The 22801-nt window shown below is 39.4% G+C and carries 20 protein-coding genes; 11 read left to right on the top strand and 9 right to left on the bottom strand.

What is annotated here, in order from left to right; genetic code table 11:
- The 3 genes from DCO44_RS10545 (at window position 1) to DCO44_RS10535 (ending at window position 2156) form a co-directional block, all read left to right on the top strand.
- Window positions 1–1095 carry a fatty acid desaturase family protein gene (locus tag DCO44_RS10545; RefSeq protein ID WP_116761701.1) on the top strand — a complete coding sequence of 365 codons (1095 nt, stop codon included), beginning with the start codon at window positions 1–3 and terminating at the stop codon, window positions 1093–1095.
- 175 nt (window positions 1096–1270) lie between these two features.
- Window positions 1271–1492 (top strand): DUF1653 domain-containing protein, encoded by a 222-nt coding sequence (locus tag DCO44_RS10540; RefSeq protein ID WP_116761699.1) that lies wholly within the window; start codon window positions 1271–1273, stop codon window positions 1490–1492.
- A 61-nt stretch (window positions 1493–1553) separates the two neighbouring features.
- Window positions 1554–2156, top strand: coding sequence for an O-methyltransferase (locus tag DCO44_RS10535; protein WP_116761697.1), 603 nt, complete (start codon window positions 1554–1556; stop codon window positions 2154–2156).
- Between the two features lie 58 nt (window positions 2157–2214).
- On the opposite strand, the gene DCO44_RS10530 is transcribed toward DCO44_RS10535, so the two are convergent.
- A complete protein-coding gene (locus tag DCO44_RS10530) occupies window positions 2215–2421 on the bottom strand; it encodes a KTSC domain-containing protein (protein WP_116761695.1) in 207 nt (68 codons plus the stop codon).
- A 200-nt stretch (window positions 2422–2621) separates the two neighbouring features.
- The gene (ahpC, locus tag DCO44_RS10525; RefSeq protein ID WP_116761693.1) at window positions 2622–3185 is read right to left on the bottom strand and encodes an alkyl hydroperoxide reductase subunit C; all 564 of its coding nucleotides are present in this window, start codon (window positions 3183–3185) and stop codon (window positions 2622–2624) included.
- A gap of 503 nt (window positions 3186–3688) precedes the next feature.
- On the opposite strand from ahpC, the gene hrpA reads away from it, so the two are divergent.
- Both hrpA and DCO44_RS10515 read left to right on the top strand, forming a co-directional pair.
- Window positions 3689–7612 (top strand): ATP-dependent RNA helicase HrpA, encoded by a 3924-nt coding sequence (gene hrpA / locus DCO44_RS10520; protein WP_116761734.1) that lies wholly within the window; start codon window positions 3689–3691, stop codon window positions 7610–7612.
- A 30-nt stretch (window positions 7613–7642) separates the two neighbouring features.
- Window positions 7643–8758, top strand: a complete 1116-nt coding sequence (locus DCO44_RS10515; RefSeq protein ID WP_116761691.1) for a beta-ketoacyl-ACP synthase III — start codon at window positions 7643–7645, stop codon at window positions 8756–8758.
- A 222-nt stretch (window positions 8759–8980) separates the two neighbouring features.
- Here DCO44_RS10515 and DCO44_RS10510 read toward each other — a convergent pair whose 3' ends face one another.
- A complete protein-coding gene (locus tag DCO44_RS10510) occupies window positions 8981–11035 on the bottom strand; it encodes a TonB-dependent receptor plug domain-containing protein (RefSeq protein ID WP_116761689.1) in 2055 nt (684 codons plus the stop codon).
- 294 nt (window positions 11036–11329) lie between these two features.
- Between DCO44_RS10510 and DCO44_RS10505 the strand changes: the two genes are divergently transcribed.
- The 4 genes from DCO44_RS10505 to ahpF all read left to right on the top strand — a co-directional run bounded on the left by DCO44_RS10505 (window position 11330) and on the right by ahpF (window position 15920).
- Entirely contained in the window at window positions 11330–12124 is a 795-nt protein-coding gene (locus DCO44_RS10505; protein WP_116761687.1) for a tellurium resistance protein, read from the top strand.
- A gap of 13 nt (window positions 12125–12137) precedes the next feature.
- Entirely contained in the window at window positions 12138–13256 is a 1119-nt protein-coding gene (locus tag DCO44_RS10500; RefSeq protein WP_116761685.1) for a toxic anion resistance protein, read from the top strand.
- Window positions 13257–13284: 28 nt separating this feature from the next.
- Window positions 13285–14214 (top strand): hypothetical protein, encoded by a 930-nt coding sequence (locus DCO44_RS10495; RefSeq protein ID WP_116761683.1) that lies wholly within the window; start codon window positions 13285–13287, stop codon window positions 14212–14214.
- A 140-nt stretch (window positions 14215–14354) separates the two neighbouring features.
- A complete protein-coding gene (gene ahpF, locus DCO44_RS10490) occupies window positions 14355–15920 on the top strand; it encodes an alkyl hydroperoxide reductase subunit F (protein ID WP_116761681.1) in 1566 nt (521 codons plus the stop codon).
- A gap of 145 nt (window positions 15921–16065) precedes the next feature.
- Here the strand turns inward: ahpF and DCO44_RS10485 are convergent, their stop codons facing one another.
- The 3 genes from DCO44_RS10485 to DCO44_RS10475 all read right to left on the bottom strand — a co-directional run bounded on the left by DCO44_RS10485 (window position 16066) and on the right by DCO44_RS10475 (window position 18197).
- On the bottom strand, window positions 16066–16314 hold the full coding sequence (locus DCO44_RS10485; protein WP_116761679.1) for a YfhL family 4Fe-4S dicluster ferredoxin: 249 nt from the start codon (window positions 16312–16314) through the stop codon (window positions 16066–16068).
- A gap of 3 nt (window positions 16315–16317) precedes the next feature.
- Complete coding sequence (gene yegQ, locus DCO44_RS10480; RefSeq protein ID WP_116761677.1) at window positions 16318–17712, bottom strand: tRNA 5-hydroxyuridine modification protein YegQ; 1395 nt, start codon at window positions 17710–17712, stop codon at window positions 16318–16320.
- Between the two features lie 80 nt (window positions 17713–17792).
- Window positions 17793–18197, bottom strand: a complete 405-nt coding sequence (locus DCO44_RS10475; protein ID WP_044739419.1) for a Cd(II)/Pb(II)-responsive transcriptional regulator — start codon at window positions 18195–18197, stop codon at window positions 17793–17795.
- A gap of 63 nt (window positions 18198–18260) precedes the next feature.
- Between DCO44_RS10475 and DCO44_RS10470 the strand changes: the two genes are divergently transcribed.
- Window positions 18261–18899 (top strand): cation transporter, encoded by a 639-nt coding sequence (locus DCO44_RS10470; RefSeq protein WP_116761675.1) that lies wholly within the window; start codon window positions 18261–18263, stop codon window positions 18897–18899.
- A gap of 33 nt (window positions 18900–18932) precedes the next feature.
- Here DCO44_RS10470 and DCO44_RS10465 read toward each other — a convergent pair whose 3' ends face one another.
- Window positions 18933–19721 carry a DUF2071 domain-containing protein gene (locus tag DCO44_RS10465; protein ID WP_116761673.1) on the bottom strand — a complete coding sequence of 263 codons (789 nt, stop codon included), beginning with the start codon at window positions 19719–19721 and terminating at the stop codon, window positions 18933–18935.
- Window positions 19722–19828: 107 nt separating this feature from the next.
- Complete coding sequence (locus DCO44_RS10460) at window positions 19829–20668, bottom strand: hypothetical protein (protein ID WP_116761671.1); 840 nt, start codon at window positions 20666–20668, stop codon at window positions 19829–19831.
- Between the two features lie 259 nt (window positions 20669–20927).
- Here DCO44_RS10460 and DCO44_RS10455 point away from each other — a divergent pair, with 259 nt between their 5' ends.
- On the top strand, window positions 20928–21494 hold the full coding sequence (locus DCO44_RS10455; RefSeq protein WP_116761669.1) for a TetR/AcrR family transcriptional regulator: 567 nt from the start codon (window positions 20928–20930) through the stop codon (window positions 21492–21494).
- Between the two features lie 458 nt (window positions 21495–21952).
- On the opposite strand, the gene DCO44_RS10450 is transcribed toward DCO44_RS10455, so the two are convergent.
- Window positions 21953–22732, bottom strand: coding sequence for a ferredoxin--NADP reductase (locus tag DCO44_RS10450; RefSeq protein WP_116761667.1), 780 nt, complete (start codon window positions 22730–22732; stop codon window positions 21953–21955).
- Between the last annotated feature and the right edge of the window lie 69 nt (window positions 22733–22801).

Here is a 22801-nt window from a genome sequence, read left to right as displayed (position 1 = left end):
ATGAATATGCCTGTAAAAGCACAATATTTTAAGAACCCAAAAAATCGTGAACTTACTCAATTTGAGTTAGATGAATTGGCGCGTGAATTAGACGCGATTAAACAAGAAGTCTTGGATGATATTGGCGAAAAAGATGCCAAATATATCCGCCGTGTTTATTCAACGGTACAGTATGCTTCAATTGCTGGTCGTGCCTGCTTATTTGCAGGTTGGTTCCCGCCAGCATGGATTTTGGGTACAGGCTTATTGGGCTTTGCCAAAATCATGGAAAATATGGAATTAGGGCACAATGTCATGCACGGTCAATATGACTGGATGAATGATCCTAAATTTAGTGGTCAAAATTACGAGTGGGACATTGTTGGAACCGCTGACAACTGGCGTCAAACCCATAATTATAAACATCATACTTATACCAACATTAAAGGTATGGATGATGATATTGGTTATGGTTTATTACGTTTATTCCCAGAACAACGTTGGAAACCAGGCTTTTTATTACAGCCTTTGTATAGCATTCCATTTTGTTTGTTGTTCCAATGGGGCGTTGCCATTCAGAATCTTGAAATTGGTAAAGTTTGGTTTGGACGTAAATCTAAACAAGAACTGAAAGAAGAGTGGAAACCGTTACAACGCAAAATTGGCAAGCAATTGTTCAAGGATTATGTATTCTTTCCATTAATTGCAGGTCCAGCAGCATTGCCTGTATTTACAGGGAACCTTGTGGCAAACGGGATTCGTAATATCTGGACTTTTAGTGTGATTTTCTGTGGTCATTTTACTAAAGACGTAGAAGTGTTCCCGAAAACAGTTTTGCAAAATGAAAGCCGTGGTCACTGGTATATGCGTCAAATTCGTGGTTCTTCAAACTTAACGGGTTCAGAAGCATTCCATATCTTAACAGGACATTTAAGTCATCAAATTGAGCATCACTTGTACCCTGATGTACCTGCGCGTCGTTACCGTAAAATGGCGCCTAAAGTACAAGCAGTGTGCGAGAAATATGGTTTGAATTACAATAATGCCAGTTTGGTAAAACAATACGGCAGTGTGATTAAACGTATCGTGAAATATGCATTTCCATTCAAGAAATAATTGAATAAAAACCACTTCTTCGGGAGTGGTTTTTTTATGTCTCCTCAAGTCCAGTTTTTACTGGATAGTTTTGGATTAGATCAGAATAAAAATACAATATCTTCAATAGATTGAATTTCCAAACTGGATTGAATCATTTAGCATGAAGCATCACAAATTTTTGTAGAGTCCAACGATGTTAGAACGTGGTATTTATCAGCACTATAAAGGTCAGTTGTATCAGGTGTTTTCTGTCGCAACACATAGTGAAACTGAAGAAAAGTTGGTGGTCTATCAATGTTTATATAGCGATTATTCTTTATGGGTGCGTCCTTTAAGTATGTTTACCGAGCAAGTCACTTTAGAAGATGGGAGAACTGTTCCTCGCTTTAATTTGATACAAAAAACTGCTATATGAATAGAACATGAAATAAATAATGAAATTTAACGTATAGCCAATTTAAAAATGGAATGTCTCGATGAGTTTGAGCCCACAATTTAAAGCAAGAATAAATGATTTATATGTTTCTTTTAAAAAGCATGATGACACTCAAAAAGATCGATTACAGCGTTACCGCAATATTGAACCAGATTCTGCCCAGTTTTTAGCGATGCAAATTCGGATCCAGAAATCGAAGAAAGTTTTAGAAATTGGAACATCTACGGGTTATTCGACCTTGTGGCTGGCAGATGCCTTACAAGTCACGCAAGGACAGCTCACCACCTTAGAAATTGATGCTACGCGCAGTCAGCAGGCACAGCAGTTTGCGCAAGAATTTGGCTTGGACCCATTAATCCAGTTCTGGGTGGGAGATGCCAAAGATTATTTAGCAGAATGTACCGAAAAATATGATTTGATTCTACTTGATGCAGAACGTGATGCCTATGTGGACTATTGGTCAGATTTAAAACGGTTACTGTCTAAACAGGGCGGAGTGTTGATTGTTGATAATGTCATTTCACATGCAGAAGACGTGAAAGCATTTACCCATTTGGTAAAAGAAGAGGGCAATTATTTGTTATCGATTTTGTCTTTAGGTGCGGGTTTATTGGTGATTACCGCTAAAGATTATGATCTTTGATGTGATGTAAACCATTGATGTGAAAAATCAGGGCTTACCCTGATTTTTTTATTGTTATTCATTGGATGGTAATGCGTGTGAAGTGCAAGTCGTATTCTAGGTATTTGTGTACAAAAGCGGCTTTATCAGTACATCGTAGCATATTGGCGTAAACAAATTGGGGCACAGGGTGGTAGAGTTCTCCAGAACCATTGTTATAAAAAATTTTTAAGTATCTTGAAGTCGCATTGTATTTCCAAGAAGTCACGGCAAGCATTATTCCCATACATACCTCCTTGAATTTGTGAATAAACTCAATGGGCCTTTCTGTTTAATTCAACGTAAATAAAACAAAAGGCTTACTTCAATGTATAGCAGAAATTACAGGGACTTCAAATATTTTCTAAATAAAGTTACATGAAATTTAATTGTAAAAAAAACCACGCTTAAGGCGTGGTTTTTTTGATTCAATCTAATTTTTAAAAATTAGATTTTACCTACTAGGTCGATAGACGGAGCAAGAGTCGCATCGCCTTCTTTCCATTTAGCTGGGCATACTTCACCTGGGTGAGCGTGAACGTATTGAGCTGCTTTAACTTTACGAAGAAGTTCTTGAGCGTCACGGCCAATACCACCAGCGTTGATTTCAACGATTTGGATTTTGCCTTCAGGATCAATAACGAAAGTACCACGGTCAGCAAGACCAGCAGCTTCGATTAATACTTCGAAGTTTTTAGCAAGCGTCCAAGTTGGGTCGCCAACCATTGGGTATTCAATTTTCTTAATTTCAGCAGAAGAATCGTGCCAAGCTTTGTGTGTGAAATGCGTGTCAGTAGAAACTGCATAGATTTCAACGCCTAATTTTTTGAATTCAGCGTAGTTGTCAGCAAGGTCACCAAGCTCAGTTGGGCATACAAAAGTGAAGTCTGCTGGATAGAAGAAAACTACAGACCATTTGCCTTTAAGGTCAGCTTCTGTAACTTCAATGAACTGACCGTTCAAGTAAGCTTGTGCTTTAAATGGTTTAACTTCGGTATTAATTAAGCTCATCATTGTCTCCATGATTGAGGTTAGTTTTTGAATTTGGAAGTAGAATATCGAATTTTTAATTATTGCTGAAACAGTATTTTTACATCACAAGCATCGGAAAAACCGAATGAGTAATTTAAATACCATTTCACTCAATAGCATCACCATTTATTACAAATGAATTTGATGATGAAAAAATGACAATACGTCACAATCAAATTGTCGTATTTAGATCGTTATTCAACATGCAGTCATCTGGCTTGAATTTCAAGGCTAAAATTGAAAAAAGATATTTTATGTTGGTGTAGTTGCCTATTTTTCTGACAAATTCAAGTCTGCAATCTCGCAATAAGCTTGTGCTTCACGTCTATATTTGGCTTTTAACCTTAGATATGAAGGCATGAAATGGGGTGAAATATAACCATATTTCATGGGCAGACTGGCGATCACGTTGAAGAGGCTTTCTCTATGACCGCTTAAGGCGTAAAATGAGCGATTCAAATTTTTACTGGGATAAATCATCTGTGCAAAGTCATTTAAATATCGATCAATGGGTTATGGCCCGCGACCGTCATCGTTTAAATCGACTACACCGTAGCAAAGATGGTGATCCACAGCAATATCAAGAGCTGTTTGAACAGTCTAATCTTAAAGTGCGTGCGCGTTTTGCCCGTCTGCCTCAAATTAAACTGAATCAAGACCTGCCTGTTACGCAGTCGGCTGAACAATTGATGGCTGCAATTCAGCAGCACCAAGTCATTATTGTGGCAGGTGAAACAGGTTCTGGTAAAACCACACAGTTACCGCAAATTGCCATGTTAGCAGGGCGTGGCTTAACAGGCATGATTGGCCATACTCAGCCACGTCGTTTGGCCGCACGTAGCGTTTCACAGCGTATTGCTGAAGAAGTGGGCGAAAAACTCGGAGAATCCATCAGCTTCAAAGTTCGTTTTAATGAACAGGGTTCGCAAGACTCGATTGTGCGCTTAATGACAGATGGTATTTTGCTGGCGGAGCTTTCGCATGACCGCTATTTAAGTAAATACGATACGATCATTATTGATGAAGCGCATGAACGCTCGTTGAATATTGATTTTATTATGGGGTATTTGAAGCAGCTACTACCAAAACGCCCTGATTTAAAAGTCATTGTGACTTCCGCAACTTTAGATGTGCAACGCTTTAGCCAATATTTTCATGGCGCGCCCATTTTTGAAGTGGAAGGCCGAAGTTTTCCCGTTGAAGTACGTTATCGTCCAATTTCCGAGTTAAGCATCGGTGGGAGTGATGATGATGAATTTGATGATTTTGAAGAGAATCTGCCACGTGCGGTGGTGCAAGCGGTAGAAGAATGTTTTCAAGATGCACAGGAAAAAGGTCATCCTGAACATGCCGATATTCTAATTTTTGCCAGTACCGAGCAGGAAATTCGAGAATTACAAGAAACCTTGCAGAAATATGGTCCACGTCATACTGAAATTTTACCGCTTTATGCGCGGTTGGCTTTGGCAGATCAACAAAAGATTTTTAATTCTTCAGGTGGTGGTCGACGCATTATTATTGCGACCAACGTTGCCGAAACCGCTTTGACTGTACCGAATATTCACTATGTGATTGATAGTGGTTTTGCCCGTATTTCACGCTATAACTATCGTTCACGTGTGCAACGTTTACCCATTGAAGCAATTTCTCAAGCAGCAGCTAATCAACGTAAAGGGCGTTGTGGACGTATCGCACCGGGTGTGTGTATTCGTTTATACAGTGAAGAAGATTTTTTAAGTCGTCCTGAATTTACTGAACCTGAAATTAAACGTACCAATTTGGCTTCTGTTATTTTGCAAATGCAAAGTCTGAGTTTAGGTTCGCTCGAAGCCTTCGATTTTATTGAACCGCCAGATCACAGGCTTGTGAATGATGGTCGTAAACTCTTGGTTGAACTGGGTGCAATGACTGAGAAAAATCCTTCTAAGTCCTCTTTGGATAAAGGAGGGCTTGAAAACACTCCTCTTTCTAAAAGAGGGGTTGGGGGAGATTCATTGACCAAAGTCGGGCAGATGATGGCAAAAATGCCAATTGATCCACGACTAGCCCGTATGATTATAGGTGGTGCCCATTTTGGCGTTTTAAATGAAGTGTTGATTATTGTGGCGGCTTTGGCGGTACAAGATCCACGTGAGCGCCCTGCGGATAAGCAAATGCAGGCAGATCAAAAACATGCCTTGTTCCGTGAAGCCGATTCAGACTTCCTGTTTTATTTGAAGTTATGGGAAGCGATACATGATCCTACTGAGTCCATGAGTGAGAACAAGCGTCGTACTTTCGCACATCAACATTTTTTAAGTTGGTTGCGCCTACGTGAGTGGAAGAAAACGCATGAACAATTGTTGGATCTGGCCAAAGGCTTAAACCTTTCCTTTAATGATAAAAAAGCCAGTTATGAAAACTTACATCGTGCTTTATTAACAGGTTTATTGTCGTTTATTGCCAATAAAACTGATGAGCGCAACGTTTTTATGGCAGTTCGCCAGCAGAAGGCACGTGTATTTCCGGCTTCAACTTTACATAAGAGCAATACGCCGTGGATTATGGCGTTTGAAATGGTGGAAACCTCACAGGTTTATTTGCGTACCTTAGCCAAAATTGAACCTGAATGGATTCTTTTGGCTGCTCGTGATTTATTGAAATACCATTATTTTGAACCGCATTGGTCGAAGAAAGCAGGCATTGTGAATGCTTATGCACAAATTTCATTGTTTGGTTTGATTATTGAACCAAAACGAATGATCAATTATGAAAAGGTTGATCATCTTGCGGCGCATGAAATTTTTCTTAGAGATGCTTTGACGACAGGTAATCTGGGCATACTTCCGCCATTTTTAAAACATAATTTATTAAAATTGGAAGAGGTAGAACGGGTCGAAGACAAATTGCGTCGACGTGATTTGGTCGTAGATGAAGAAACGATTTATCAGTTTTATGCGGCAAAAGTACCTGTTGAAATTGCCAGTCGTCGTAGTTTTGAAGATTGGCGTGCCACCATTGAGCCAACACAGCCGCGCTTTCTGTATGTAGAGGACGATGCGCTATGGCTGAATGATCGTCCAACCACACAACAGTTCCCCGATTATTTGCATAATGGTGAGTTGCGTTTAGCCGCAAGTTATCGTTTTGACCCAAGCCATGACGAAGATGGGGCTACGGTTAAAATACCTGTGCAGGCTTTACCACAAGTGGATGAAAACATTTGGTCTTGGGGAATTCCAGGTTGGCGACAAGACTTAATTGAAGCCTTATTAAAAGCGTTGCCAAAAGATAAACGTCGTAATTTAGTCCCGATTCCTGATACTGCAAAAAAATTAATGCAGCGTATAGATACGGTACACCTACGTGAGCATTTATTTAGCTTCTTGGCATTTCAACTCCGTGGCGAGCAGATTACCGAAAAAGATTTTTCTTTTGAAAGAATAGATCAATATTTGTTGCCTTTTATTAAAGTAGTTGATGAAAAAGGGCGTGTGATTGAGAAGGGGCGTAATTTAGCTGAATTAAAAGCACGCTGCCGTACTGAAACCCATAGCCCCGTCAAGCAAGCCAAAGGACAGTTTCAAACTTTCCCAGAAGATTTTGTATTTGAAGCTTCGCACAAGGTTACAGGTGTTGTGGTTAAACAATATCAAGCACTGGTTCCTGTTAAAGTTTTTGCAAATTTAGATGCTAAAGATAATTCAGGCGTTGTGATACAGACCTTTAATGATCAGAATGAAGCGATTAAGCAGCATCGAGAAGGGATTATTCATCTGATGCATTTACAATTGGGGGATTTGGTTCGTCAATTGAAAAAGCAAATTTCCAAGCCGATGGCATTGGCATATTCGCCATTGGGAGACAAAGCACAGTTGGAACAGATGCTGGTCTATGCAACGCTGCAATTAGCGATTACTGATCTGCCAATTAATCAAGCTGAATTTCAGCAATTACTCTTAACGGTTAAGCAAAACTTTTTAACGCAGGGTCAACAGGCGTTAAAAATAATGAGTGATATTTTTATTCAGTGGCAGAACATACGTCAGAAATTATTAATGCTAGATGCTGATATTTTTGGCCGTAGTATGGATGATATTGAAGATCAGTTAGACCTAATGCAGTTGGCGAATTTTGTCTATAGCAAACCTGTAGATGTGTGGACTGAGTATCCACGTTATTTAGCCGCTTTGCTATTGCGTTTGGATCGGTTGCCCAATAATCTACAGCGAGATGTTGCTGCCATTGGGCAGATTGATCCGTGGATGGATAAATTATTTCAATATAAAAATGACGTTCGTTTGAAAGAATTGTATTTCATGATCGAAGAGTTGCGTATTTCGCTGTTTTCTCAACCGATGAAAACCAAGATGCCTATTTCTGCGACACGGCTACAAAAGCTATGGGAACGTCTTAGTATCGGTTAAAATTGAGCGAATTCAGAGAAGGAGTTTTACATGGGCATCCGTATTACAGGTACAAGCTTGTTCCACCCAGAACACGTCATTACCAATGAAGAGCTAGTCGAAAGTCTAAATGCTTATGTGGAACAGTATAACCAAGACCATGCTGAGCAAATTGCAGCAGGCGAGTTAGAAGCACGCCGTGGTTCTAGTGCCGAATTTATTGAAAAGGCGTCTGGTGTAAAACGCCGTTATGTGGTTGAAAAAACAGGTGTACTTGATCCAAACCGTTTACGCCCACGTTTAGCTGAGCGCAGTGACGATGAGTTATCTATTCAGGCAGAGTGGGGCGTGATTGCTGCAAAGCAAGCCATGGAAAATGCAGGTGTGACTGCAGAAGACATCGATGTTGTGATTTTAGCATGTTCAAATTTACAACGTGCCTATCCAGCGGTTGCGATTGAAATTCAGACGGCACTGGGTATTCAAGGTTATGCCTATGACATGAATGTGGCATGTTCTGCGGCAACTTTTGGTTTAAAACAAGCCTATGATGCCATTAAGTCGGGTGCGCGCCGTGTGTTGTTAGTAAACGTTGAGTTAACTTCAGGTCATACGGACTACCGTTCACGTGATTGCCACTTTATTTTTGGTGATGTTGCAACAGCTTCGATCATTGAAAATACCGAGACAAAAACAGGCTTTGAAATTTTAGATACCAACTTATTTACACAATTTTCAAACAACATTCGTAATAACTTTGGCTTCTTAAACGGTTCTGAACTCACTTCACGTGATGACAAACAATTCCGTCAAGATGGACGTAAAGTGTTTAAAGAAGTTTGTCCACTTGTGGCAAAAATGATTACAGCTCAGTTGGAAAAGAACAACATCTTGCCGAGTCAAGTAAAGCGTTTCTGGTTACACCAAGCGAATGCCAACATGAATGAACTGATTCTGAAATTAGTTGTAGGTAAAGAAGCTGCTGAAGCAGACCCAGCTTTAGTTCCAATTATTCTCGATGAGTTTGCCAATACTTCTTCTGCGGGTGTGATTATTGCATTACATCGTTCTGCACACGAAGTGAATGATGGTGAATATGGCGTACTGTGTTCGTTTGGTGCGGGTTATTCTGTAGGATCAATTTTGGTTCAAAAGCACGTTGCTTAATGTTGTAGCCTAGAAGCCTGCATTTTTGGCTTAGCTTTATAAATTCGAAAACATCCTTTCATATTCAGGGTTATTGGCTTGAATAATGAGAGGATGTTTTTTATGTCGAATTAAAATAGAAACAAGCAATTGTGTTTTAAATAAATGAAATAAGTTTAAGAATGAAAAACCATCAAGCCGTTTCAGTCACTTGATGGTTTTTAGATTCACATAATGAATAATTTAAAAATTTTTTTCTACGCTGAACAATACGCTAGGAATGGCTCGACTTGTACGTGCTTGATATAGACTGCCATCGGATTGATAATTCAGACGTTCTTTGTAGTCAGTACTGAGCAGGTTACGCGCGCTTAATGTGGTCGCCCAACCCTTTTTAAAGCGTTTAGTTGCACTGATGTCCAGATTGACTCGTTCGTTACTGGTACGATCATAAGCTTGATTTTCTAAAGCACGGGTAAACTCTGGGGTATAGCTGAGATTGGCACTGGTCGAAAGTTGCCACGGCTGATAATTATAAGAAAGCCCCATACTGACTGTATAGGGTGCAACATCACTGACTAAACGATCTTGATGCGTCATATCATCTTCGACTTTGGCACGAATGGTCGAGAGTTGACCGTTGAGCATCCACGAATGTCCTTGAGCATTTTGTTTTAATGCATAACGTCCAGAGAGCTCGACACCATAGGTGGTTGCATGATCTTGGTTTTGTGGACGTTTTACGTAACGTCCATTTTCTTGTTGAATGACCGACTCAATATAGTCATCAATTTGACGATAGAAGCCCGTCACATTAACACCACCCGCAGGTGTATTAAAGCCTAAAGTGGACTCATATGCCGTGATTTTTTCTGGGCGTAAAAATGGATTGCCGCCACGGTCAGGGTTATTTAAGCTGCCTGCATCACTGTCTGTAGAAATAGATACTGCGGGTAATAAATCGGCAGCTTTCGGGCTACGAAATGCTTGACTGATATTGGTTTGAAGTGACCAATGATCATCAAAATCATAACGATGTGCAACGACTGGGCTAAGGTTTTGGTCGTCATAATCGACTAAGCCAGTACGATCTATCCATTCTTGACGTAAACCAACTGTCAAAGTTTGTTGATCGGTAAAACGCCAACTGCCTTCGCTATACAGCGCATAACGCTGTTCATCTAATGTATCGGCTGTATTACTTTCTAAGCGGCTTGAACGTGTATCTAAGCCAAACTTAATTTGACGATGTTCATCAAATTGACGGACACCGTCATATGCCAAACCCAGTTCTTCAATCTGCTGATCTATATACAGGGACGAAAGTGGAGAGCGGGTAAGTTCAGTTTCATTTTGTTTTTCATAAGACAGACGGACTTTGTCCGAGTTCTTATTCACCTGACGTTCGAAGCGCGTATTTAGGCGCATACTGTCATTTTTGTCCTGCTGAACTTGGTCTGAACGTGATCCATCCCGTTCATAATTGCGGTAAAACAGTTCTGCCACGATTTTCTTTTCGTCATCAATTTCATACTCAAGACGTGGACTGATCATTGATCCTTTTCGTTCAGCGACATTTTTTTGTACACGAGTTTGGTTTGCTGTTTGAGTTTCCGTGACTGAAGTGCTGTCATCCCAATTTTGATTGGCAGATAAGCTATATAACCAAGGGCTATCACGCCCATCCATCTGTAAAGTGATATTTTTACGCTCTTCTTCTGAGGCTCCAGAGTGGTTAAATCCATAGCTAACTCGAGCTGTTCCGCCAAGACGTGAACTTTGTAAGGGTTCTTTTAAAATAATATTAATGACGGCAGAGGCGGCGACAGAAGCTTGAGTGACACTCGGCTGCTTGGTAATTTCAATACGTTCAATCATGTCTGGCGTAAGGGTATCAATCATGGACATACCCCCGCGAGGCCCGCCTTGTATAGGTTCACCATTGATCATGAAAATAGGCGCACCGCCACCACGGAAGCGCATACCTGATGCTCCACCGGGACCACGTGGGCCAGCAGCCGATGGCATTTGAAAACCCGCTGCACGTCTTAAAGCATCGCTGACAGATTGATCGCCATATTTCAGCATTTCTTCACGATTAATAATGGTTTTGGCAATGGCACTAATATCGTTATTCTTATTTGCTGAGGAGTCTGCTTGGAGCTTTAATGTCTTTAGAACTTGTACAGGTTCTGCTGTAGCGACTTGTGCGTTATCGGCAGCCCAGCCTGTAATTGAGACACTCAAAAGAGCGAAAGTAAGTGCACTAAACTTCCAAGAAGGCTGTAACGCATCCATAACTTTATGTTTCCAAATGTAATGTTGCGTAAGATTAAACTAAAATTATGGAGAAAGATTGTGGAGTTGTTGAATTATTCTCTTGGCGAATAAAAAGTTAGCCAGTTTGATGAATGTATAAGTTTATTTTGTTGTTATTTTCGGGGAATGGCTTTTTTAACTGATTGTAATTTATTTATTGTTTATTTTAGATCCCGACAATTGGCTGCTTTTACCTTGATATAAAAAATACAGAGTTGATAATTTTAATGGCTATGTTAAAACAGAGATATACTGGTCATGATCTAAATTGCAATGCAAGTTACTGAACTGATTCCTTTATCTGAAATAGAGGTCAATCGACAGGACGTTTTAGCTATTCAACGGAATGAATTGGTGCCGATTTTTGATAATCCGGCATTATTGGTGAATTACGCTGAACAGATTGTTCAAGCTCAGGCTGTGTTGTTGCAGGGCATTGATCCATTGCTCACACAACAGTTCAGGCAAAGTATTGAAGAGCTTATTCAAGCCTTATCTCAATCGAATAAATATCTAAAAAAGCGCAGATTTAATGCTTTGCAAAAGTGGCTTGGCATAGACATTGAACATGGTTCAGGACAAATCGATTACTATAAAAATCTTGATACACTGTTAGATCGTTGCCAGCATTTAAGTCAAAAATTACGCTTAGAAATACAGAAGTCACAATCAAGATTTCAGCAATTACTAGGCTTACGGTTAAGAATGGCAAATTATGTGGTTGCGGCACAAGAGTTTGTACATGAGTATCCGAAAATGCTACGTACGCAGCATCCCTTAGATCAATTTTCTGAACGCTTATCCAAGAAAATACATAGTTTGCAAACTGTACAGGCCAGTAATGATATTGCCATGCAGCAAATACAGCTTTCTCAGCAACTGTCTTTAGGTTTACTTGACCGTTTTACCGAAGCGCAACAGGTGTTAATTCCCGCTTGGCAATATCATGTCAAACAAAGTCAACAGACAGACTCGACTTCCGAGCTATTAAAGCTAGATAATAGCCGTGAAAAACTGATTAAAACTTTAAGAAAATCATTAGAGAAACCTTCGGGGAACTCTTCATAAAATTAGGTGAATTATGACCAATTCTGAGCAAAATCATTTAACTGTTGCCATGACACCAGAAATGGCGGAACAACAGTTTCAGCAACTTAATTTAAAAGAGCTAGGTTTGCAGCCTTCAGATTTGGCTGAGGTGATGACGGCAACCAAGGAATTGGAAGATATGAGTCATCAGAGTGTTGCTGAATACGGTAAGCACATTGCGACTCAAACATCGACGTATACAGATGAATTGCTGAATTTGGTGCAAAACAAAGATTTAGATGCTACGGGACAAAAGTTGAATCAAGTTGTACAAGTGGCACAGCAATTAAATAGCAGCAGTATTCTGAATCAGTCTAAAAATTCAGGCTTTTTGGGCAGTATTTTAAGTAAATTCAAAGGTGCGAAGCAAAGTTTTGATCAGCACTTTAATACCACCAAGGAGCAAATTGATGCTTTGGTTAAAGAAATTGAAGCGTCACAATCTGGCTTAAAAGACCGAGTTAAAACACTCGAACACATGTTTGACTCAGTACAAGATGAATATAAGCAGTTAGGCATTTATGTGGCTGCGGGCAAGATTAAGCAGCATGAAGTTCAGCAGCAAATTGCTCAACTCACTTCACAAGAACAAGATCAGACCATTACCCAGAAAATTTATGATCTGAATCATCTATCGAATAATCTGGAGAAACGAGTCAGTGATTTGCAGGTGCTACAGCAATCTGCAATGCAGACTTTGCCTATGATTCGGATTATCCAGTCCAATAATTTAATGTTGGTGGATAAGTTCTATGCCATCAAAAACATTACATTACCCGCTTGGAAAAACCAAATTAGTTTGGCCATTTCCTTACAAGAGCAAAAAAATAGTGTGCAGTTGGCAAATACCATTGATGATGCGACCAATGATTTATTACGCCGTAATGCCGATTTACTCCATCAAAATTCAGTCGATACTGCGCGTGCCAATCAGCGTTCTGTGATTGATATCGACACCCTTGAGCACGTCCAAAATACCTTAATCCAAACAGTGAATGACGTACTTCAAGTACAAAAAGAAGGGATGCAGAAGCGAGAAGAGGCAGCACAGCGGTTACGTAATTTACAAAGTAATTTGAGTCAGTTGGTATTAGAGTCAAATCAACGCTAAATTTTTTTAGTCTGTTGTAGGAGGTCACTTGTCCAAATTAGAAGATGAATATGCAGTCAATACCACCAATATTCAGCAAGGTGTGCAGATTTTAAAGCGTCGGCAAACACATCTGATGGGGTGGTGTATATTCACAACCAGTTTGGCACTTGTGGCTTTGATCAGTTATTTTCTACAGCAGGAGATACTTTACAGTTGGTTTGGCATTAGCCTTGAGGTTAAACAACTGCATATTCCTGTATCGGCAGATCGTACTCTGATGCAGTTTGGGCAAGCACCAAATTACTTTTTTAATTTATTGTCTTGGTTTGGTTGGTTGTTCTTAAAAATAACCAGTGCTTTTATTGGTGCTTTTTTTGTTATTCATTTTCTTAAGAAACTTCGCTTTTTTGCGATTCGTTTTCAATCTTTTGTCTTGAAATTTGTAGGCTGGATCATCGCATTTATATGTATTTGGTCAACTCTAACTTATGTTCAATATGACTGGAATGATGAAGCAGAAGATCCTTATGCAACTGCAATAGAGTATAAAAACAGTTTACATGAAAGTGAATTGGCACAATATTTAGATCACACCCAATTAGCACCGCCTGTCAAAGCTTACGTACTGGCGCAAATTGCCTTATTACATTCGCCTGCTGATGAAAATGCGGCCATTCCTTATGTGTTGACTTTGGTCGATGCCGAGAAAAACGACCCTAATTTTATTCAATATGGTTTTAGTGCTTCACAATTATGGTCGATGCAGCAACAGCTTTATGGTAAGGCCATAACGCCTTTAGCAAAATCTATTTCTCCAAAAATTGAACAGGCTCAAAAGTGGGAAAATATTTTGCAAGTTATTATTATTTCATCATTTATTGTAAGTTCTATTTTAAGTTTAATGCTTTACTTATTATCACGGTACTTTTCTGCAAGAACACGTAGAATTGAGCAAAATTTAAAAAATACTGGGTAAGTCATTCATGTTATGTAAGATTTTGAATTACTATCTAATAATTCGATTGTATTTATAAATACAAACTGTTTTACCAATTTTATGTTTTTTACTATGATGTCTTCATCAACTTAATTATCTCTCCACTGGAGTCGTTAGCAATGTTAGATCAAAATACTTCTGCGCAATTAAAAACACTTTTAGAACGTCTTGAAAGCCCAATTGAAATTATCGCGTCTTTAGATGCTTCAGAAAAATCTGAAAAAATTAAAGAGTTGGTGACTGAAATTGCAGTGTTATCAGACCAAGTGACCGCACGCTTTGATGGTGAACATTCACGTCGTCCAAGCTTTGCAATTGCCAAAGCAGGAGAGCAACCCCGTGTACACTTCGCGGGCTTGCCAATGGGGCATGAGTTTACTTCATTAATTTTGGCATTGTTACAAGTATCAGGTTACGCACCAAAAGTTTCTGAAGAAGTGTTAAATCAGGTTAAAGGTTTAAATATTAAATCTAACTTTGATGTGTTTGTATCTTTAAGCTGTCACAACTGTCCAGATGTCGTGCAAGCTTTGAACCTGATTGCCATCTATAATCCAGGTTCAACTGCAACCATGATTGATGGTGCATTCTTCCAAGAAGAAGTTGAACAACGCAAAATTATGGCTGTCCCAATGGTGTTCCAAGATGACCAGCATATTGGTCAAGGTCGTATGACGTTGGAAGAAATCATTGCCAAACTAGATACCAACTCTGCTGAGAAAGAAGCAGCCAAGTTAAATGCTAAAGATGCTTTTGATGTCTTGGTAATCGGTGGTGGACCTGCGGGGGGTACAGCGGCAATTTATGCAGCACGTAAAGGGATTAAAACAGGTATTGTGGCTGAACGCTTTGGTGGTCAGGTGATGGATACCATGGATATTGAAAACTTTACTACTGTACAGAAAACGGTTGGTCCGAAATTCGCACAAGATATGGAAGCACACGTTCGTGAATACGGTGTAGACATCATGAACTTGCAACGTGTGAATAAAATTACTGGTGCAGATCAAACAGCGAATGGTTTGGTTGAAGTTGAACTTGAAAATGGTGCCAAACTGGAATCGAAAACAGTGATTCTTTCGACTGGTGCGCGTTGGAGAGAAATGAATGTACCAGGCGAAGCAGAATACCGTACCCGTGGTGTTGCATACTGCCCGCACTGTGATGGTCCATTGTTCAAAGGCAAACGTGTGGCCGTGATTGGTGGCGGTAACTCTGGTGTAGAAGCGGCAATTGACTTGGCAGGTATTGTTGAGCACGTGACTTTGGTTGAGTTTGATACTAAACTGCGCGCTGACCAAGTGCTGCAAGACAAGTTAAATAGCTTGCCAAATGCCACTGTGATCATGAATGCATTATCTACTGAAGTTATTGGTGATGGTGCTCAAGTGACAGGCCTGAAATATAAAGACCGTGCAACCGATGTTGAGCACACTGTTGAGTTATCTGGGATTTTCGTACAAATTGGTTTATTGCCAAATACGGACTTCCTAAAAGAAAGCGCAGTTGAACTCACTCCACGTGGTGAAATTGTGATTAACGAACGCAATGAAACCAATGCGAAAGGCGTATTTGCTGCGGGTGATTGTACTACTGTCCCATACAAGCAAATTATTATTGCGACGGGTGAAGGTGCAAAAGCGTCTCTATCTGCTTTTGATTACATGATCCGTTCTGGTCAATAATAAAAAAGAGCCAACATACACTGAGTTATGTTGGCTTGCTATTAAACTTTTTACTTTTTATAGGAACTGAGGACGCTAACACCGATGTTCCTTTTTTTATTGTTTATTGTTTTCCCCCAATAACTTGGTCAAAACAGTTTTATTTTTAAATAATATTGAGCGCTTTAAATTTCTCTTCTAATACCGCTTTGCTTTCAATGTGTTCAGGATGAACTTCAATGCAATCAATCGGGCAGACTGCCATACAGGTTTGATATTCATAAAAACCGACACATTCTGTACAGCGAGCTACATCAATCTCATAAACTTTTTGTCCTTCAAAAATCGCCTCATTCGGACATTCTGGTAAGCACATATCACAATTGATACAAGCATCCGTAATTCTCAAAGCCATGATTTAACCTGCCACGTAAGCCAGTGAAGAAGCCGAAATATTGATTTCTGAGTTTGGCAGGTTACGAATCAGCAGGGCATATTGCATATCGACATCGGCAGGAATAGGAATATCAACAATATGACCTGAGCCTTTGGCATCTGGAATAGAATTGCCTTTTTTATCCAAAATTTCGGTCAGTACAAATTGAATATTGCCTTGAGGGGTCATGAGTTCCAATGAGTCACCCACCACAAAACGGTTCTTCACATCAATTTTAATGTAGTCCCCGTGACGTTCTAACACTTCACCACAGAACTGTTGATGATCAAAACGTGAAGAGCCTGTTTCATAATTTTGGTATTCACTGTGGACATGGCGACGTAAAAAACCTTCGGTATAACCACGGTTTGCCAAGCCTTCCAGTTGTAACATCAGCGATGGATCGAAGGGTTTGCCTGTCAACGCATCATCAATGGCTTTACGATAAATTTGTGCGGTACGCGCGCAGTAGAAATAAGATTTGGTGCGACCTTCAATTTTGAGGGAATGAATACCCATTTGGGTCAAACGCTCGACATGCTGTACTGCGCGCAAGTCTTTAGAGTTCATGAAATATGTGCCGTGTTCATCTTCTTCAGCGGCAAACATATCTTCTTCATTACGTTGTAGTAAAACGGGTTCCGCGCATTGGTTCTGGGCGATGGCATGCTGTTCATCTGCATCACTATTGCAACACGGGTTTTCTTGCACTTGATGCACAGGAATCACATCACCTGTTTCATTTTCTTGAGCTTGGTGCAGTTTGTAATCCCAACGGCAAGCATTGGTACAAGCGCCTTGATTGGCATCGCGTTTATTCATATAACCTGAAAGGAGGCAACGTCCAGAATAGGCCATGCACAATGCACCATGTACAAATACTTCAATTTCCATGTCTGGAACATGATTTTTAATTTCTTCAATTTCTTCTAGGGACAGTTCACGGGACAAAATCACGCGAGTCAGCCCCATATTTTTCCAGAATTTCACGGTTGCCCAATTCACGGCATTCGCTTGTACTGAAAGATGTACTGGCATGTCTGGAAATTGCTCGCGTACCATCATAATTAAGCCAGGGTCAGACATAATCAGTGCATCTGGCTGCATGGCAATCACAGGTGCTAAATCACGAATGAAGTTTTTGAGCTTGCTGTTGTGCGGTTGAATATTCACCACGACATAGAATTTTTTGTTTAAAGCATGTGCTTCCTGAATCCCGATGGCGAGGTTGTCATGATCAAACTCATTATTACGAACACGTAAGCTATAACGTGGTTGTCCTGCATAGACCGCATCGGCTCCATAAGCAAATGCGTAACGCATGTTTTTTAAAGATCCAGCAGGAGAGAGAAGTTCGGTAACGTGGTGAATGCTCATGACAAAATAAAGGCATACAAATAATATGTCTTTATTGTATGGATATAAAAAAAGGATTCAACCCAGTAAATTAGTCGGTTTTATTCTGATAAACCTAGATTTTTCAAAATCTGACAGTGATCAATGGTGGTATTGCTGGAACAGGATTGACGTAGTTCCTGTAACTGGCTTTGAAATGAGATCAATTCGGCAATGTTTTTTTCCACTTGTAAAATATGCTGTTCGATCATTTGATCGACAACTTGGCACCCTTGTTGTGGTTGTTTAATGAGATCAATCAATTGTTGAATTTCGGCAAGTGACATGTCCAAGCCGCGGCACTGTTTGATAAATTGCAGCCGTTTTAAGGTTGCTTCATCATAATATTTATAATTATTTTCGGCACGGTAGCTAGGAATAATCAGATGCTTTTTTTCATAAAAGCGTACTGTATCAACAGGTAATTGCGTTTTTTTTGCGAGTTGGTGGATTAAATAATGCTGCATGGCTTGACCTTAGAGCGAGTCCATAGTTTTAAATAAGCATAATATAGATCAAGGAGTATGGAAATGGCTTGTAGCTGTAGTCATGAACCCGCACCAGTCAAACCCAATAGTAAATTTAGAACAGCTTTATGGATTGCACTGATTATTAACCTGATGATGTTTTTTGTTGAACTGATCGGTGGGGCTTATGCGCACTCTTCAGCGCTCTGGGCAGATTCACTCGATTTTTTTGGTGATGCAGTCAATTACGCCATTTCACTGGTGGTGTTGGGTGCAAGTTTATATTGGCGTGCCACTGTTGCGTTGCTGAAAGGTTTGACGATGGCGAGTTTTGGCCTAATCGTCATCACAAAAACAGCGTATAGCTATGTTCAAGGTATTCCACCCGAAGCCATTACGATGGGGATGATTGGTATTTTAGCTTTAATTGCTAACGTGATTTCAGCTTTTATTTTATATGCTTTTCGTGATGGCGATGCCAATATGCAATCGGTTTGGTTGTGTAGCCGTAATGATGCGATTGGTAATATTGCCGTGATTTTTGCTGCAATAGGGGTGTTTGGCACAGGCAGTTTAATTCCTGATTTAATTGTGGCTTTAATTATGTCAATTCTCGGTTTAACAGGTGGTTATCGTGTTATTAAACAGGCATTGGCAGAGCGTAATAGCGGTAAAACTGTGAGTAACTTAGAAGAGTGTTAATGAGTAAAGAGAGCGCTATGCTCTCTTTTTATTTCACTGAATGGCTTGTGGTGGCAGATAAATGGTGAATTCATTGATCGGTTCAATCAGCACACTATAAGGATTCAGTTGATCTTCAAACGAAACCAAATTCAGTCGATCAAGCAAGTCAAATTTTGCATGAAGTAATTGAGCTGGTTTTAACTGTAGACGGTCATGCCAAACGCGATAAGTCCCTAATTTACCATCACGACGATGATAAAAACCTGCGAGGGGATGGGTGAGATAAACCAAATGACTTTCTAAGTCGGGGAAGCCTGCATAATTCCAAGGGTCATGTTCGGATTGTGCGAGTTGTAATTCAGCATTTGCCCATGCCGACTGGGTTTGCATCTTATATTGCTTGTAGTAGCCGTACTCATCTTGATGACATTCAAAATTGAATACTGCGGACTGCCAAGGAAGTTGCCATAAATAGCGAGGGACAATGAGTGTCCATGAATCTAACGTGGTTCCTAAAAACCAAACGCAACGTTCTTGCGTGTGCTGATCAATCACATAGACGCGGTAATCGGTTTGTCCCATGCTGAAATTGGGAAAAGGAAAAACAGCAGAGCTAAAATCCACATTGATAAATGGCACAACTGACATGAGTACTTGCTCTTTACCTTGATATTCGATGGTATCAAGCTTAAATCTAGGCGGGATGATGTCGTTAAAGCATGCTGGGTCAATGGCATAGGTAATGATTGCAAAATGTTGTAATTTACATTGCACATCAATGCCAGTCGGTTTCGGGCGTGGATGTAAAAAATCTTCAAATTTTAGATTGGGAAAAACCATTGATTTTTTTAGAAAGTTTATTGTAATTGTGGTTATTCTAAGTAAAGTCGCTTATGCCGTAAAGCCATCGACCAAAGATATGTCGATGTGAACATGGCAAGATAAAATTATGTACTGAGTAGATGCATTTTGTTCCAAAACTTTGCCCAAAGATCTAGATATTCCTGTACCACAGCCTGATATTCGTTGCTTTGAATGCCTTGGTAACTTTGGGTGAAAAGCGACCAAATATCATCTTCATGATTATCATCATTGGCTAATCTATTTGTATGATCAACAATACCGTGGCAATCATAATAACCTTCAGTTAAGCGCGAATCATATTTCTCTAAATTGATGCGTAACGCTTCACTATATTTAATCACTTGTAATTCGGCGCAGGCTAAAATTAATAACAAGTGCTCGTATGAGTCTAAATGTGATTGAATAAACTGGTCAAGTTCGTACGCTTCATTACATACTTCTTGTTCATTAAATGGATCAATCTCTAAAGCTTGAAGTAATTCCATGAAATAAACCAAATGCGATTTACTTGGAGAACTGAGTGGTAATTGATAGGTGTTAAAACCCAACTCATCAATCAGGTTTAACGACAATAGGTAACGTGCATAAGCCTTCGCATGAATACGCTGCTGCCTATGAATGTTTGGGTGCTGTTCTAGTTGGTACGCTTGATAGATGAGCATACTTAATGCATCGGTAAAGACTTTGACAATTGCGGCGAAATAATTGATATGAATTAACTTGAGCTGCTCAAGTGAAAGCGCTTGGTTATGTAAGCGTTCTAGAATTTTTTGTTGAAATAATGGATGTTGAAGACTGTACTGTTTGAGTGTGTTCACTTGCTCGATATGCCGATGCCATAGAGATGGTTCCACCGAATGCCGAATAAAATTTAAAGCTTCCAATCGCGCATTTTCTGATTGTGTAAAAGCAAGTGTACTCATGTTCGAGATATCAGATTTTGAATGATTTAATCATATTAAAAAAAAGTTAAATATGCTATAAAGATTTACACAGCATGCTTCACTTTTATTGATTTATTATTATAGAATAGACACATACGAAACTTTACGTATCAACTCAGTCATCACATTTAAATAATGATATAATGTAACTCATATGTTTTTTATTTAAAAAAGATGCCCTTTTTTTATTTCATTTTGACCCACTTCTGCTTAAAGATAAGTTTGGTAGGTAAATAGCATGTCCAAAAAAGACGACATTATTAGTACTGCGCTTCATCTTTTCAATTCTTATAGCTATAACTCGATTGGGATTGATCGAATTATTAGTGAATCGGGTGTCGCTAAAATGACATTCTATAAATATTTTCCTTCTAAAGCGAAACTAATTGAAGAGTGCTTACACCGTAGAAATATGAACTTACAAGAATCTTTAGATGCAGCAATTGCTCAGTGTCGGGCTGAAGAATATTTAGACCATATTAAAACCATTTTTTACTGGTACCACGCTTGGTTTCAGATGGACGATTTTAATGGATGTATGTTTCAAAAAGCAGTTGAGGAGGTTTCCAAGGTTTATCCTTCAACCATGCAACCTGCAATGGAATACAAAGAGTGGTTGACTGAACGTATCCGGGTTGCACTGGAAAAATTAGGGATCGCCCAGTCTTTTCAGCTTGCTAGTCTATTGGCAAGTATTTTGGATGGTATGACCATACAAGCTCAAATGGACAAGAACTTAGTTAAAATTGATGAGTATTGGAAACGAGTCTATAAGCTGATTCAGCTTGAGCTTATGGAAGTCTAAATAGACTTCCATTTAACGGATAAGTGAAGTAATTAGAGCAGGCATCTAAATAAAAAAGCGTGAATACCATAAATGGTATTCACGCCTCGCTGATAGTTCCCTGATATTAATATTTTAGCCGGCCCCGAGCAGAAGCTGTCTAAAATATTAATGTTTTAGAGGAGCTTAGAATCTCCTTTCTTATATCGTTTATTATAATTATTATAAAGTACCCTCTGGATTGATTATAAATTACATCAGCTCAACAAAGTCACATATAGAACTAGACAGACCTGTCTGTTCTTGATTCGAATTATAGGTGCTTTTGTTGATCTCGACAACACTTTTTAGTCGATTTATTGGAGTTTATGACGAAATTTTGCGCTTTGGGTTAAAAATTGTACATTTTAGGTAAAAATTAACTTACTGAAAAATAAAAAAAACCGAGGGATTTCCTCGGTTTTAACTTGAAAAGAGGATTACTTCTCAACAAATGCGCGTTCAATCACGTAATCGCCAAGAACACCCATACGTGGTGATTCTTTAAGACCATGTTGATCTAAAAGTGCAGCGACATCATCAAGGAATGCTGGGCTACCACAAAGCATTGCACGGTCAGTTTCTGGATTGAAACGTGGTAAACCAATCTTTTCAAAAATTTCGCCAGTTTCAATGACTGTGGTAACACGCCCTTGGTTTGGATATTCTTCGCGGGTCACAGTTGGGTAGTACACTAACTTGTCTTTAATGCCAAGTTCTTCGAAAAATTCGTTGTTTGGTAACTCATTCAGAATAAGGTCTTGGTAAGCCAATTCAGAAATGAAGCGTGTACCGTGTACAACAATGACTTTTTCAAAGCGTTCGTACGTTTCAGGGTCACGAATAGTCGACAAGAATGGTGCAAGACCCGTACCTGAAGAAAGAAGATACAAATTCTTACCTGGGTTTAAGTCATCAAGAACCAATGTACCTGTTGGTTTTTTAGAAACTAAAAGTTCATCACCAACTTTGACTTGTTGTAAAATAGAAGTTAAAGGACCATCGGGTACTTTAATTGAGAAAAACTCAAGTTCTTCTTCATAATTTGCACTTGCAATAGAGTAAGCACGCATAAGTGGCTTACCATTGACTTCAAGACCAATCATCACAAATTGACCATTTTTAAAACGTAATGCGGTGTCACGTGTCGTCTTAAAACTGAAGAGCGTGTCATTCCAGTGGTGTACGTGAGTAATCTTTTCGACGTTAAAAGCAGCCATGAAAGGTCTCAATAAATTATCAAATTAGAACAGCTTGCTATTCTAATCTAAAATCATTCTCGATAAACT

Source organism: Acinetobacter sp. AM (assembly GCF_003105055.1).
Lineage (GTDB): Bacteria > Pseudomonadota > Gammaproteobacteria > Pseudomonadales > Moraxellaceae > Acinetobacter > Acinetobacter tibetensis.
This window is presented reverse-complemented; position numbering and strand designations above follow the sequence as displayed.

Excerpts from the sequence above, each read along its gene's own strand:
- DCO44_RS10545 (WP_116761701.1), top strand. The coding sequence starts at position 1 with ATGAATATGCCTGTAAAAGCACAATATTTTAAGAACCCAAAAAATCGT.
- DCO44_RS10540 (WP_116761699.1), top strand. The coding sequence starts at position 1,271 with ATGTTAGAACGTGGTATTTATCAGCACTATAAAGGTCAGTTGTATCAG.
- DCO44_RS10535 (WP_116761697.1), top strand. The coding sequence starts at position 1,554 with ATGAGTTTGAGCCCACAATTTAAAGCAAGAATAAATGATTTATATGTT.
- DCO44_RS10530 (WP_116761695.1), bottom strand. The coding sequence starts at position 2,421 with ATGGGAATAATGCTTGCCGTGACTTCTTGGAAATACAATGCGACTTCA.
- ahpC (WP_116761693.1), bottom strand. The coding sequence starts at position 3,185 with ATGAGCTTAATTAATACCGAAGTTAAACCATTTAAAGCACAAGCTTAC.
- DCO44_RS10515 (WP_116761691.1), top strand. The coding sequence starts at position 7,643 with ATGGGCATCCGTATTACAGGTACAAGCTTGTTCCACCCAGAACACGTC.
- DCO44_RS10510 (WP_116761689.1), bottom strand. The coding sequence starts at position 11,035 with ATGGATGCGTTACAGCCTTCTTGGAAGTTTAGTGCACTTACTTTCGCT.
- DCO44_RS10505 (WP_116761687.1), top strand. The coding sequence starts at position 11,330 with ATGCAAGTTACTGAACTGATTCCTTTATCTGAAATAGAGGTCAATCGA.
- DCO44_RS10500 (WP_116761685.1), top strand. The coding sequence starts at position 12,138 with ATGACCAATTCTGAGCAAAATCATTTAACTGTTGCCATGACACCAGAA.
- ahpF (WP_116761681.1), top strand. The coding sequence starts at position 14,355 with ATGTTAGATCAAAATACTTCTGCGCAATTAAAAACACTTTTAGAACGT.
- DCO44_RS10485 (WP_116761679.1), bottom strand. The coding sequence starts at position 16,314 with ATGGCTTTGAGAATTACGGATGCTTGTATCAATTGTGATATGTGCTTA.
- yegQ (WP_116761677.1), bottom strand. The coding sequence starts at position 17,712 with ATGAGCATTCACCACGTTACCGAACTTCTCTCTCCTGCTGGATCTTTA.
- DCO44_RS10475 (WP_044739419.1), bottom strand. The coding sequence starts at position 18,197 with ATGCAGCATTATTTAATCCACCAACTCGCAAAAAAAACGCAATTACCT.
- DCO44_RS10470 (WP_116761675.1), top strand. The coding sequence starts at position 18,261 with ATGGCTTGTAGCTGTAGTCATGAACCCGCACCAGTCAAACCCAATAGT.
- DCO44_RS10465 (WP_116761673.1), bottom strand. The coding sequence starts at position 19,721 with ATGGTTTTTCCCAATCTAAAATTTGAAGATTTTTTACATCCACGCCCG.
- DCO44_RS10460 (WP_116761671.1), bottom strand. The coding sequence starts at position 20,668 with ATGAGTACACTTGCTTTTACACAATCAGAAAATGCGCGATTGGAAGCT.
- DCO44_RS10455 (WP_116761669.1), top strand. The coding sequence starts at position 20,928 with ATGTCCAAAAAAGACGACATTATTAGTACTGCGCTTCATCTTTTCAAT.
- DCO44_RS10450 (WP_116761667.1), bottom strand. The coding sequence starts at position 22,732 with ATGGCTGCTTTTAACGTCGAAAAGATTACTCACGTACACCACTGGAAT.